This is a genomic window from Cupriavidus sp. GW821-FHT07C08, from assembly GCF_059419025.1.
Map to the genome: position 1 here is coordinate 163960 of NZ_JBWKQZ010000009.1, position 12060 is coordinate 176019.

The 12060-nt window shown below is 67.7% G+C and carries 12 protein-coding genes; 4 read left to right on the forward strand and 8 right to left on the reverse strand.

Annotated features, from left to right (window positions below):
* The 3 genes from AC07UK_RS14380 to AC07UK_RS14390 all read right to left on the reverse strand — a co-directional run bounded on the left by AC07UK_RS14380 (position 1) and on the right by AC07UK_RS14390 (position 2055).
* The gene (locus tag AC07UK_RS14380) at positions 1-474 is read right to left on the reverse strand and encodes an RES family NAD+ phosphorylase (RefSeq protein ID WP_494685720.1); all 474 of its coding nucleotides are present in this window, start codon (positions 472-474) and stop codon (positions 1-3) included.
* Positions 471-986, reverse strand: coding sequence for an Xre family toxin-antitoxin system antitoxin (locus AC07UK_RS14385; protein ID WP_035823930.1), 516 nt, complete (start codon positions 984-986; stop codon positions 471-473). The genes AC07UK_RS14380 and AC07UK_RS14385 overlap by 4 nt, the downstream gene beginning before the upstream one ends.
* Before the next feature lie 97 nt (positions 987-1083).
* Positions 1084-2055 carry a DNA-binding protein gene (locus AC07UK_RS14390; protein ID WP_494685719.1) on the reverse strand — a complete coding sequence of 324 codons (972 nt, stop codon included), beginning with the start codon at positions 2053-2055 and terminating at the stop codon, positions 1084-1086.
* 113 nt (positions 2056-2168) lie between these two features.
* Here AC07UK_RS14390 and AC07UK_RS14395 point away from each other — a divergent pair, with 113 nt between their 5' ends.
* Both AC07UK_RS14395 and AC07UK_RS14400 read left to right on the forward strand, forming a co-directional pair.
* Entirely contained in the window at positions 2169-3296 is a 1128-nt protein-coding gene (locus tag AC07UK_RS14395) for a site-specific integrase (RefSeq protein ID WP_436223465.1), read from the forward strand.
* 249 nt (positions 3297-3545) lie between these two features.
* Positions 3546-3971 (forward strand): hypothetical protein, encoded by a 426-nt coding sequence (locus AC07UK_RS14400; protein WP_035823937.1) that lies wholly within the window; start codon positions 3546-3548, stop codon positions 3969-3971.
* A gap of 51 nt (positions 3972-4022) precedes the next feature.
* On the opposite strand, the gene AC07UK_RS14405 is transcribed toward AC07UK_RS14400, so the two are convergent.
* The 4 genes from AC07UK_RS14405 to cls all read right to left on the reverse strand — a co-directional run bounded on the left by AC07UK_RS14405 (position 4023) and on the right by cls (position 7121).
* Positions 4023-4205 (reverse strand): hypothetical protein, encoded by a 183-nt coding sequence (locus AC07UK_RS14405; RefSeq protein ID WP_436223466.1) that lies wholly within the window; start codon positions 4203-4205, stop codon positions 4023-4025.
* Positions 4206-4282: 77 nt separating this feature from the next.
* Positions 4283-4597, reverse strand: a complete 315-nt coding sequence (locus AC07UK_RS14410; RefSeq protein ID WP_436223467.1) for a hypothetical protein — start codon at positions 4595-4597, stop codon at positions 4283-4285.
* A gap of 313 nt (positions 4598-4910) precedes the next feature.
* A complete protein-coding gene (locus tag AC07UK_RS14415) occupies positions 4911-5555 on the reverse strand; it encodes a TetR/AcrR family transcriptional regulator (protein ID WP_114134740.1) in 645 nt (214 codons plus the stop codon).
* Between the two features lie 129 nt (positions 5556-5684).
* Positions 5685-7121, reverse strand: a complete 1437-nt coding sequence (gene cls / locus AC07UK_RS14420; RefSeq protein WP_436223468.1) for a cardiolipin synthase — start codon at positions 7119-7121, stop codon at positions 5685-5687.
* A 408-nt stretch (positions 7122-7529) separates the two neighbouring features.
* Here cls and AC07UK_RS14425 point away from each other — a divergent pair, with 408 nt between their 5' ends.
* Entirely contained in the window at positions 7530-8285 is a 756-nt protein-coding gene (locus tag AC07UK_RS14425) for a response regulator transcription factor (protein ID WP_494685718.1), read from the forward strand.
* On the opposite strand, the gene AC07UK_RS14430 is transcribed toward AC07UK_RS14425, so the two are convergent.
* Complete coding sequence (locus AC07UK_RS14430) at positions 8282-10132, reverse strand: EAL domain-containing protein (RefSeq protein WP_494685717.1); 1851 nt, start codon at positions 10130-10132, stop codon at positions 8282-8284. The genes AC07UK_RS14425 and AC07UK_RS14430 overlap by 4 nt on opposite strands.
* A 230-nt stretch (positions 10133-10362) precedes the next feature.
* Here AC07UK_RS14430 and AC07UK_RS14435 point away from each other — a divergent pair, with 230 nt between their 5' ends.
* Positions 10363-11991 carry a methyl-accepting chemotaxis protein gene (locus tag AC07UK_RS14435; protein WP_494685716.1) on the forward strand — a complete coding sequence of 543 codons (1629 nt, stop codon included), beginning with the start codon at positions 10363-10365 and terminating at the stop codon, positions 11989-11991.
* The last annotated feature ends 69 nt before the right edge of the window (positions 11992-12060 follow it).

The following is a 12060-nucleotide window of genomic DNA, read 5'->3' on the forward strand; positions in this document are numbered from 1 at the left end:
TCAGACCAGGCGCGCGTCGTACTGCCAGCGGCGCAGCTTGACGTAGGCCAGCCGCGCGGCGTCGGGGTGTGTCGGGTTGACCAGCACGTTGTGTTCTTCGGGAATGACAATGGAAGGCACCAGCAGCAAGGCACTGGTGCCCGCGGCGGTCCAGGCTTCGCCGGTGTCGAGGCTGGTCTTGCCGGCGGGAATGGCATCCCAGCCAACGGGGGCGGTGTCCGCGCTCAGTTGCTGCGCGGCCGCCCATAGCTCGTCGGGGATGTCGATCCGGACCAGGTAGCGGTTCAGCGGCAGCCCGCCCGCGCCCAGGTGGACCAGCGTTTCCAGGCAAGCCAGCGCAATGCTGGACGCCGCATAGATCAAGGACGTGCCCTGCCGGTTCCAGCGCCCGCCGGTGGCCTTGGCGCCGGCGCCGCTGGCATCGTCCGCGGTGTAGTCTGGGGTGTCGGTCGCGATCCGCCAGGCTGGCCTCACGCGTACGCCCCGCTCTGCATCCTGGCCACCAGGTCGGAAACGATGCGCTGGCCGGCGAGCGTATCCATCAGCTCAGCGGGGCGGCGCCCGCCCAGCGCCGGCGACGGCTGCTCCAGCCACTGCGCCACCCACTGTGCCGCGCTGAACCCACGCGGATCGCCCGAGCTTTCCACCAGCGCCTGGACCTGCCCGACCAGCCGCGCCATGCCCAGCACACGCTCGCTCTGCTCGCTCGACAGGTTCTGGTGCGCCCGTGCCTTGCGGTCCACGGTGGCGCGCGGCAAATCCAGTGTCTTGATCAGCTGCTCCTTGGTCGTGCCCATGGATTCGGCCAGGCGGGTCAGGTCTGAAGCCGGCACGCCTTCACGAATCGCGCGGATCACCGACATGGCACCTTGCGTCGACAGGCTGGCCTCATAGACGGCGACATAGTTGTTGACGCTCAGCTCGGGCGGTGCCGGGCGTTCATGAGCCAGCGGATAGCGGCCTTCGGGAGTGAGCGTGAGCGGCATGGCAGACCTCATCAAATGAGCATTCAGTATAGCTCAATTGACAAAAGCCGCCTGCACACCCGCCATGCATCCGTTGGTGGTTGCCCTGCCTGGCGCACTATAAGCCCCGCGTGTACCGCCGACTGCCCTTGCCGGCGGCCAGTGCAGCGCGGGCCGGCCGTGTGCGGCGGACTGCCGGACTGGCGGGGCCGGCGGCGGCCGTGGTTGCGGCATCCGCCTGGTCGCGATACTCGGCCAGCAGGCTTTCCCGCTGCCGCACCCGTTCTTCCAGCACGGCGAGCGCCTGGCCAAGGCGGGTCATCTCGCTGCCCTGGCGCGACGCGGCCTCGGCGGCACGCGTCAGCCGCTCAACGGCCGCCTTGCGCTCGGCTTCCAGCAGCTTCTGGGCTTCCCTGGACGCCACGCGCGCGGCGTCCAGCTCCAGCGCCATGCGGCGTTCATTGGCGGCGGCGCGCTGGGTCACGGTTTCCCGCTCCTGGTCCTGGTCCCACGCCGCCCGCTGCGCGGCGAAATCCTGCTGCATGGCGTTGTGTGCCGACAGCGCTGCGGCCGATTCTGCGCGCATGGTCTCCACCTGTTGCTGCAAGGCGGAGACCGCTGTTTCAGCGCGCATGGCGCGCTCCGTGGCGTCGTCTCGGGCCCGTGTCAGTTCCGCCATGGCCGTCTCGGCCCCTTCCAGTCGGGCCTGCATGATCTGGCGTTCCTGCGCCAGCGCCTCGCGCTCCTGCTCCAGTGCCGCCCGGGCCTCGGCCAGCGCCGCCTCACGCTGCACCAGCGCGGCCTCGGCCGAAGCCTTGGCTACCTGAAGTGCCGCTTCCCACAGGTAGCGCGCTGCCTCCGTGACTGGCTCCGGGCACCCGGGTGCGGGCGCAAAGCCCTGTGGATCCTGGATACGTCCACCCAGCGCCGCAAACCAGGCATCCAGGTGCGGGCTGACCGTATTGGGCGAGCCCCGCCCCAGGTGCAGGCGGATGCGTTCGATGGTGGGCCGCTGGCCGGCTTTGAGCAGGCTGTCGGCGGCCTGCCAGACGTCGTCTCGGGTAATGCCACGGCTGCGGAGGGTTTCCATGATGGGATCCTGCAAAAGTCTGTGAGGTAGAGAAATAAGGTTCGATAATGGAGACTTATCGGCTGTTATTTGTCTTTTCCGTATGATATATTACAGCATACATCATATTTATTATGATAAAAATCCGAGAAGCCCACGAGGCCTACTTTCCACCGATCGCATCCGATGTCGAACTACCGGCGCCGCTTCGCCCGTCCGAACTGGATCCTCTTGCCGAGCAAGCGGCCAATGCCCTGCGCCGCGAAGGCGAATCCCAAAACACGGTGGCGAGCTACCGGTCCGCATTGCGCTACTGGTCTGCCTGGTATGCCCTGCGCTACCGGCAACCTGTGCGGCTCCCGCTCGCGCCTGCCGTCGTCATCCAGTTCATCGTCGACCACGCCACGCGCCAGACGCCGCAAGGCCTCGTCTGCGAGATGCCTACGGCCATCGACCAGGCGCTGGTCGCTGACGGATACAAGGCACGACCCGGCCCGCCCGCGCTGTCCACGCTGACCCACCGGCTGGCAGTACTGGCCAAGGCCCACCGCCTGCAGGCCCTGCCCAACCCCTGTGCCGAAGCTGCGGTGCGCGAACTGATGGCCGGCATCCGGCGTGCCTATGCACGCCGCGGGCAGCGGCAGGCGCGCAAGGCGGCGCTGACCCGCGATCCGCTGTTGCGCCTGCTCGATACCTGCGATGACTCGCTGCGCGGCCTGCGCGACCGTGCGCTGCTGCTGTTTGCGTGGGCCAGTGGCGGGCGCCGCCGCTCTGAAGTCGCGCGCGCGACCCTTGAGCACCTCACCCGGCTTGGCCCTGGTGATTTCGTCTATGCACTGGGCTGGTCCAAGACCAACCAGTCAGGCAACGAGCGCGCCGATACCGCCAAGCCCGTCACCGGTGCCGCCGGCCAGGCGCTGGAGGCATGGCTTGCGGCCGCCGGCATCAGCAGCGGGCCGCTGTTTCGCCGCATCCGCCGCGGCGGGCATGTGGCAGAAGCCTTGTCCGATGCGGCGGTCAGCCGCATCGTCAAGATGCGCTGCGCCCTGGCGGGACTGGAGGGCGACTACTCGGCGCATTCACTGCGCTCGGGCTTTGTCACGGAGGCTGCTGCGCAACAGGTGCCGCTGGCCGAGACCATGGCCATGACCGGCCACGCGAGCGTGTCGACGGTAGTGCGGTATTTCCGCGCAGCGGACGCGCGGCGCTCACGTGCGGCCGACCTGCTGGCGCAAGCGCCGCAATCCGCCGAAGGCGACTGACGGCGGCTTGCAACTGGCGCCAATCATGCCGCGCAGCCGGCGCAAATACGGGTATTTCGCTAGCTGGCAGCGCTGGCTCGGGCTGCGGGGGGTGCCTATACTGGCAGCGCGCCGCACAGTGCCAGGCATGGCCGGCCGCGCCCGGAGAATCCGGCAGGCAATCGCCACTGGCACGATGTGCAGCGGCGGCCCATGGGATGCCATTACGCACCACCTGCCTGGACCGGAACAAGCAGAAACGCGGAGAAGATGGGGATGCCCAACGAACAATTCCTCGCCACCCAGGAAACCCGGCGCTCGGGGCTGAAAGCCCTGCGGGCTGCCTTGCTGCAGGTTCACAAGGAAGTCATCGGCTATGACAGGACCCAGTATGAGCGCCTGAACGGCCCGATTCCGGCTGGCCTGTTTGTGCAACTGGTGACTGAAGACAACTACTTCCGCTGGCTCGACCCGCTGTCGCGCCTGATCATCGAGATCGACGAAGAGCTGGAGGCCAAGGAACACCACGACGAAACCTGCCGAGCAGTCGGACGCGCCGCGGAAAGGCTGTTCAGCGACGGTTCTGACCCGGCCTTCCGCAAGCGTTACCAGGAAGCCCTGCAGGACGAGTCCGGCGTCATCGTGGCGCACGGACGGCTGATGTCGGTGATCGGGCAGCTGCGCCAGTTGCCATAGCACGGCGGATTGCGCGGGCGCGTTGCGCGCCCTACGGTATAGCCTGCCCGCCTACTTCGCCGGTTTCGGTTCCGGCCCGGGTTTGCGCGGCGCATGGGTATCGACAGCCACGGGGTCGCTCGCCGGGAACGTCTCTTTCAGCGCCTCGTCCAGTTCGCGCTCGATCAGTTCATCCTTCCGCTGTTGTTCACTGGAGGACGGCGTCTGGTGCTTCTGCGTTGCGGGCTTGGTCATGGCGATGGGGCTCCGTTGGCGTCCATGAGCGGATGGTAATCCCATGCGGGCCGCCTTGCCATCACGGCGACGCATGGTCATCGGCCCCTGCCACCGTGGCCGCCACCGCGTCCGCCCCCATGCCAGCCGCCATGCCCGTGGCCACCACCGCCATGCCAGTGATGCCCGCCGTAACCGCCGCCATGGATATAGGTAAAGCTGCCGTAGAAGCCACCGTAGCCGGGCCAGGCCCCGTAGTACGGGTAGTACGGCGCAACCGGGTAGCCATCGTAGTAGGCAGACGACACCGGATAGGCCGGATAAGCGGGGTAGTAAGGGTCGCCTGCATAGGGATAGGCGACGCAGCCAGCCAGCACTGCCACGCAGAGCGCCACCCCCAATCCATATCGCATGATCTGCTCCTCGCAGTGGCGCCGGTGTTCGGCTGTCTGACAGCAAGTTAGACCGCGCCGCAAGCCTCACAATTCCTCGAAATGCAGCCGCGTCTTGATGACGCGCCGCATCGACGTGCGCATATCGGGACAATTCAACGCCATATTTAAGAAATGTCCGATATTCAGATGAGAAACAACAGAATACAGTCCTCTTGCACCCGGCCCGCGGGTGCCCCGACTGAGCCAGGTTGACCCCCTTCCTGGTTCCTTACACTGCCACGATGGTCCCCGCCATCGTGGCATTTTTTTCGCCGCGATCCTGCTGCAGGCGCTACAGGCCCTTCTCGACCATGTCGAGCAAGCGCTGCCCGAGGATCTCTGCCTGCTCCCTGGCGCGGCTGCGCAGCGGGCCGTCGATCAGCAGGATGGCGAGGCCATGCACGGCCGACCACGCCAGGTACTCCGCGCCCGGCCGGCGCTCGGGCGGCAGCACGCCGGCTTCCACCAGCTTGTCGAGCGCCGCGCCCAGCAGCTGGAACGGATTGAGGCCGCTGTTGCCCGCCTTGGCCGGGTCCGCATCGTCTTCCACTTCATCCGGCACCGAAAACGCGGTGCGGAACAGTCCGGTCTCGGCCAGCGCAAAGCGCAGGTAGCCGGTGCCGACCGCACGAAGGCAGGCACGCGCATGCGCGGCGGCCCCGCGGCCCGGCCGCAGCCCGCCGATTTCACCCTCCATGGCAATGGCAAGCGACGACAAGGCCGAGGCCCGCACCGCCTGCAGCAGGTCCTGCCGGCTGGCAAAGTGCCGATACGCGGCATTGGGCACTACGCCGGCACGGCGCGTGGCCTCGCGCAGCACGATGGCGTCGGGGCCACCCTCGCGCGCCAGGTCGATGCCGGCGTCCAGCAGCGCGCGGCGCAGGTCTCCGTGGCGGTAGGTGGCGCGCGCCGGGGGCGCGGGGACAGCCCGGGTCATGCGGACCCTCTTGAATATGGATAACGGTTCATGATGTGCATACGCTTATAGTGAACAGTGTACACAATCAAGCGAAAACAAGTCTGTCGCAACGAGGATTGCAGGAATCGGCGGACCGGAATGCGGGCTTCAGAGGATTGGCGCGAACAGCTTGGCGACGTGCATCGCCACGCGCAGCGGCGCCGGCGCGTCAAGGAACTCGTCTACGCCGATGCGCCGGGCCTGGGCGAAGTCGGCTTCGAGCATGGTGGCCACGCTCGCGGCAAAGCCCTTGTCGGCGGTCATCACCATCAGCTCGAAGTTGAGCCGGAACGAGCGGTTGTCCAGGTTGGCCGTGCCGACAGCCGCGGCTTCGTCGTCGACCAGGATGACCTTCTGGTGCAGGAAGCCCGGCTGGTAGCGATACAGCTTGATGCCGGCGGACACGGCCTGATACGCATAGATGGTGGAGGCGGCATAGACCACCAGGTGATCGGGCCGCGCCGGAATCAGGATGCGCACATCCACGCCGCGCAGCACGGCCAGCCGCAGCACCGCAAACACCGCCTCGTCCGGCACAAAATACGGCGACGTGATCCACAGCCGGTGGCGCGCCGACTGGATGGCCTCGACAAAGAACAGCGAACAGGTTTCCTGCGCGTCGGCAGGGCCTGACGGCACCACCTGGCAGGTCATGCGCCCGCCCACCTCAGGCGGCGGCATCAGCAGGTGCGGCACCTCGCGCGCGGCCCAGAACCAGTCTTCGGCAAAGGCCATCTGCAGGTCCAGCACGGCGCTGCCGCGCAGCGCGATATGGGTGTCGCGCCACGGCGCCAGCGGCGGGCGTTCGCCCAGGTATTCAACGCCGACGTTGTGGCCACCGACAAAAGCCTCGCTGCCGTCGACGATCACCAGCTTGCGATGGTTGCGAAAATTGAGCTGGAACCGATTGACAAAGCCGCGGTGCGTGGAGAACGCCCGCGCATCGACACCGGCCTCGGTCAGCGTACGCACGTAGCGGCGCGGCAGCGCGTGGCAGCCGATGCGATCGAACAGGAAGTACACCTTGACGCCGGCCCGTGCACGCTCACACAGCAGCGCCTGCAGGCGCTGGCCCAGCGCGTCGTCATGCACGATGAAGAACTGCACGATCAGCACCTGGCTGGCCCGCGCGATCGCGGCAAAGATCGCCTCGAAGGTCTGCTCGCCATTGACCAGCAAGCGCACGTCATTGTTGGCCAGGCACGGCATGCCGGTCAGCCGGGGCAGCGCACGCATGCAGGCCTGCGCCGGCGCATGGACCACGCAGGCGCTGCGCGCCTCGCGCTCGCGCGGGGTCATGCCGTGGCGCAGCTCGCGCAGGTGGTCGTCATTGAAGCGCCGCGCATCGACGTAGCCGGCGAAGGTGCTGCGCCCGAAGACCAGGTAAGGCACCAGCGTGAAGTACGGCATCATCAGCAGCGACCCCGCCCACGCGATCGCGCCGGGCGCGGTGCGCACCGTCATGACGGCATGCAGGGCGGCCACCACGCCGACGACGTGAAAGCACAGGACGATGATGGCGATGACACTCGGGCTCTGCAGCATCGGTGGGCTTGAGTCCCCGGACCGGAACGGGATGCGCGCTATTTTGGCACACCCCGCCCGGATGTTGACAGCACGGCGCCCATAACTTCAACTCGGCTGCCTTCTTTTTTGGCACGCCGACAGCATCACGGTGCCAGGCCGTAGTCCGGCCGCTGTTACCTGGCTTGTCCACAGGAACTGTGGACAACTTTCCATATCGCCATCGGCCCCGTCGACATGCGCTCCGTCACGCCAACAACGCGAGCGCCATCAAAAAAACAGCAGAAATTTCAGAAATGTCTGATTGTCCTGTTGACCGCACTTTTTGTACGCTTGCTGCTTGCGAGCGGTAGTGCTGCGTGCGTGCGCGCCTGCCTTCGTTCCATCGCGGTCCGGCCGTCCCTGCCAAGCTCTCGTATTTCGCCATCGATGAATATTGCGCTGCTCATGGGCAAGTCGCCCCAACTCCGGCCGGTGCCGGAACTGCTGGCACGTTCCGGTTATCGTTGCAACGTGTTTGAATCGGGCCGGGACCTGATCCACGGTGTCAGCCAGGTTCCGTTCGACCTGCTGCTGATCGATGACGAGTTGCCGGACCTTCCAGCCGTCGACGTTATCCGTGCCGTGCGCTGTGCGCGCTCACGCGATGTGCCCATCATCATGCTTGCGGCCGACAGCAGTGAAGACGGCCTTGTCGATGCACTCGAAGCCGGCGCTGATGACTACGTATGCCGTCCGCTCAATGCGCGCGTGCTGATGGCACGCATCACGGCGCTGCGCCGCCGGGTGACCGGCGAGCGCCTGCGCCAGGGCCTGGTGGTGCGCGTCGGCCCCTACCAGCTCAACAGCGTGGGCCGCTTTGCCACGCTGCGCGACGAGCGCATCGAAATGACGCCGAAGGAATTCGACCTGGCCATGCTGTTGTTCTCCAATGTCGGCCGGGTCCTGTCCAGCGACCGCATCCAGCAGGCGGTGTGGCGGCATGAACTGGCGCCGCTGTCGCGGGCACTGGCGGGACTGATCTCGCGCCTGCGCAAGACCCTGTGCATCGGCATCGCCAACGGCATCGTCATCACCGTCGTCTACGCGCACGGCTACCGGCTCGACGTACTGGAAGGGGGCGACGCGCCCAGGCTGCCCGCAGCGGGCCGCCGGGTCACCAGGCGCAGGCAGCCGGACCGCTAGACCGACAGCGTCGCGGCCAGCGACAGGAAATCCAGCACCGCCATGCCGGTTGCCGAGCGCTTGGCCTCGCGCTTGGCCGCCGCCGCCGCGGCACCGATATGCTGGCTGCCCAGCCGCTGCAGGCCCGCCACGCCCTCGCCGCTCACACACACCACGCCAACCGCCATCGACACTGGCGCAAAGAAGACCGGCCGCCCGTGCCGGTCTTCGCCATGCATGCCGCCGGCGCTGCGATCGGCGGGCGAATACATGGCGCGCGCCGCATCGTTGAAGCGCCGGATTGCCGCTTGCAGGCGCGCGGCCCAGTCGTTGCTCTGGTACAGCACCAGGAAATCGTCGCCGCCCACATGGCCGAGAAAATCGCGTGCGGGATCACAGGCCTCGGCCAGGATGGCGGCCGCGCCCTTGAGCATCTCATCGCCCTTCCAGTAGCCATACTTGTCGTTGAAAGGCTTGAAATGGTTCAGGTCGACATAGCAGGCGCGGAACTCGCTGGCGGCTTCGATCAGTCGTTCGATATGCTGGTTCAGCGGAATATTGCCGGGCAGGAAGGTCAGAGGATTGGCGTAGCGCGCCGCCTCCATGCGCACTTCGGTGATGGCCCGGATCAGGTCGGCGCCGGTGCCCAGGCCGATATAGCAGCCCTGTTCGGTGATCACGAAACCATCGGCAAGCGAACGCGTGTTCTCGCCGGACAGGATCTGCGCCATCTCCTCCAGGCTGGCGCGATGGTCAAAGCAGGCCGGCTCGCGGTTGGCCATGGCGATGCAGGCCTTCTTGCCATACAGCTCGCGATGGAACGGCGCCGCGTAGCGGTCGACAAAGGCCTGGCGGCTGATGATCGCCAGCGGCCGGCCTTCGTCATTGACGACGGCCACGGCCTGCAGGTCGGGCTGGTCCTGGAAGACACGCAGCACCGCATCGTTGCTGGTGGCAGGGGATACGGTCGGCGCTGGCCGCAGCAGGCGCCCGGCGGTAATGCCCGACCAGCCTGAGCGCACCATTTGCGGAAACACGGCGATATGGCGCGACGCCAGCGCCTGGTGCACGTGCAGCGGCGCCTGCGCGGCCGGCCGCGCCACGGGCCGGCCCACGTAGTAGCCCTGGGCGCCGGTCACGCCCAGGTCGCGGATTACCGCGAGCTCGTCTTCGTCTTCGATGCCTTCGGCGATCACGCGCCCGCCAAAGGCGCTCATCATGCGCAGCAGCGCGCGCAGGATCTCCAGCCGGCGCGAACAGGAAGCAATGCCACGCACCAGCGATTTGTCGATCTTGACGAATTGCGGCGACAAGTGCGCCAGCAGATCGAGGTTGGCATGCCCGGTGCCGAAATCATCCAGCGCGTATTGCATGCCGAGCTCGCGCAGCACCGCCATCGCCTGGGCAAAGCTGGCCGCATCGCCGATCGGGGTCTGTTCGGTGACTTCGATCACCAGGCGCGATGGCGCAATGCCCGCTTCCAGCAGCGCCGCCATCAACCGCCCGCGCTCGGCCAGCAGGTGCCGCAATGTCATGGGGCTGAAATTGAGGAAGAGCTTGCCGGGCAGGTCCAGGCTGCGCCAGGCGGCCAGCGCGGTGCGCGCCGCGTGGATCTCCAGCGCCATGGTCGCGGCAACGCCCTGCGCCAGCCGGAACAACGCGTCGGGGTTCGCCCAGGGCGAGCCCGCCGGGCCCCGGATCAGCGCCTCGTAGCCAAGGATTTCGGCATTGTCGGCCTGCACGATCGGCTGGAATATCGCGTGCAGCGGCGGCAGCCGTGCACGCGCCAGTGCCGCCGCGACGGGGGTGCCAGAAGATGCGACAGGTGCGCGGTCGTGCGAAGGCGTGGCGGCAGGCAGGCCTGTCATGGAGGAAATCCGGGGGTGGAGCAAGATGGGCGAGCGCCATTGCATGACATGGAGATGACAGCGTGATGACAAAGATCCTCATTCCATGTCACGCAGGCGTCACGTTGATGACCGACCATCCGTGCGCCGCCTGCGACCGTCCCGGACAGAGGACAGCGCGCGCGGCAATTCGGGTCAAGCCCGGGCCGTGCATCCTTCTGGAGCCAGCGCGCCCGTTTGGAGTCTTCTCCGTGTTGCAAGTCATCAAGACACGCCTGCCCGGCCGCAGCCGGGCAGCTGCCCCCGCGCGGCTGTTCGCGCGGCTTTCCGCACGACTGGGCCGCCTGCCGCTGGTGGCGCGCATGTGTGCCGCCTTTGCCCTGGTGTACCTGTTCGGCGCCGCCGTCGGGTTGACCGGCATCGCCAACCTGGTCTCGATCAAGGCGCGCACCGATACCCTGTACCAGCACGACATGCACGGCGCCATCTCGGCCGAGCGTGCGCAGTCGGCGCTGGTTACCCTTGGCCGTGCCCAGCTGGCGCTGACCATGGCCACCAGCAGCACCGAGCGCGACGATGCCGCCGCCGACATCGCGCGCGGCCTGTCGCAGCTCGATGCTGCGCTGGCCGGCGTACGCCAGGCCGCCGCGGCACAGGCCGCGCCGCTGCTGCGCGAACGCCAGCGCGCCGGCGAGCTGGTGCACGCCTACGTGGCGCTGCTGCGCAAGCAGCCGCTGGACTCGCTGCAATTCGACAGCGCGGTCTCGGTCGACGGCCACTTCGTCACCGAACAGCTGCAATCCCTCAGCCGGCAGGTGGAAGCCGTGCGCCGGCAGCAGGAACAAAAGGCCGCGGCCACGGTGGCCAGCGTGGCGGCCAGCCAGCTGCGCGCGCAGGCATGGATGGCCGCCCTGCTCGGCGCCAGCCTGCTGGCGGCGGCGGCGCTGGCGTGGATCGCGGCGCGCGGCCTGCGTGCCGAGCTTGGCGGCGAGCCGCGCGACGCCGCCGAGATCGCGCGCCGCATAGCCGCCGGTGACCTGACCGCCACCATCGCCCTGCGCCCGTCGGACCACAGCAGCATGCTGCACCACGTGGCCGGCATGCGCGACCAGCTTGCCGGCGTGCTGGCGCGTATCCAGGCCAGCGCACAGGAGATCACCGCGGCCGGCGAGCAGATCGCCGAAGACAACCAGGCCTTGTCGGCGCGTACCCAGCAGCAGGCCAGCGCGCTCGATGCCACCACCGGCAGCATGCAGGCACTGGCCGCACGCGTGGCCGACGCGCACGCCCAGGCCACCGAATCGAGCCAGATGGCCAGCCAGGCACGTGCCGCCACCGATGCCGGCGCTGCCGTGGTGCAGCAGATGCGCGGCGCGATGGATACGCTGCACGGCCACTCGCGCCATATCGCCGAGATCGTCGGCGTGATCCAGGGCATCGCCTTCCAGACCAATATCCTGGCCCTGAATGCCGCCGTCGAAGCGGCCCGCGCCGGCCCCGCCGGCCGCGGCTTTGCGGTGGTCGCGCAAGAAGTGCGCGCGCTGGCCCAGCGCAGCGCCGATGCGGCGCGCGAGATCGGCGGCATCGTCGGCACGGCGACGCATGAGATCGAGCAAGGCGCGCGCCTGAGCGCCAGCGTGGTGGCGGCGATGGACCGCATCGCGGCTACCGTCGGGCACAGCCATGTGCTGGCCGAGGCGTTGCGCACGATTGCCGACGAGCAGGCCGGCAGCGTGCAGGCCGCCGGGCAATCCGTATCGCAGCTGCGTCACACCGCCCAGCAGAACGCGGCGCTGGTCGATGACCTGGCCAGCCAGGCAGCCCGGCTGGACCAGCAGGCAGCGGCACTGGCCGACGATGTGGCCCGCTTCCGCTTCTAGTGCGTGTCATCTTTGTATCGGCCAGATGTGTCTGGGCGAAACATTTGTCATGGCGGCGTAACCGGCATT

Excerpts from the sequence above, each read along its gene's own strand:
- AC07UK_RS14400 (WP_035823937.1), top strand. The coding sequence starts at position 3,546 with ATGGGGATGCCCAACGAACAATTCCTCGCCACCCAGGAAACCCGGCGC.
- AC07UK_RS14385 (WP_035823930.1), bottom strand. The coding sequence starts at position 986 with ATGCCGCTCACGCTCACTCCCGAAGGCCGCTATCCGCTGGCTCATGAA.
- AC07UK_RS14425 (WP_494685718.1), top strand. The coding sequence starts at position 7,530 with ATGAATATTGCGCTGCTCATGGGCAAGTCGCCCCAACTCCGGCCGGTG.
- cls (WP_436223468.1), bottom strand. The coding sequence starts at position 7,121 with ATGCTGCAGAGCCCGAGTGTCATCGCCATCATCGTCCTGTGCTTTCAC.
- AC07UK_RS14390 (WP_494685719.1), bottom strand. The coding sequence starts at position 2,055 with ATGGAAACCCTCCGCAGCCGTGGCATTACCCGAGACGACGTCTGGCAG.
- AC07UK_RS14430 (WP_494685717.1), bottom strand. The coding sequence starts at position 10,132 with ATGACAGGCCTGCCTGCCGCCACGCCTTCGCACGACCGCGCACCTGTC.
- AC07UK_RS14405 (WP_436223466.1), bottom strand. The coding sequence starts at position 4,205 with ATGACCAAGCCCGCAACGCAGAAGCACCAGACGCCGTCCTCCAGTGAA.
- AC07UK_RS14415 (WP_114134740.1), bottom strand. The coding sequence starts at position 5,555 with ATGACCCGGGCTGTCCCCGCGCCCCCGGCGCGCGCCACCTACCGCCAC.
- AC07UK_RS14410 (WP_436223467.1), bottom strand. The coding sequence starts at position 4,597 with ATGCGATATGGATTGGGGGTGGCGCTCTGCGTGGCAGTGCTGGCTGGC.
- AC07UK_RS14395 (WP_436223465.1), top strand. The coding sequence starts at position 2,169 with ATGATAAAAATCCGAGAAGCCCACGAGGCCTACTTTCCACCGATCGCA.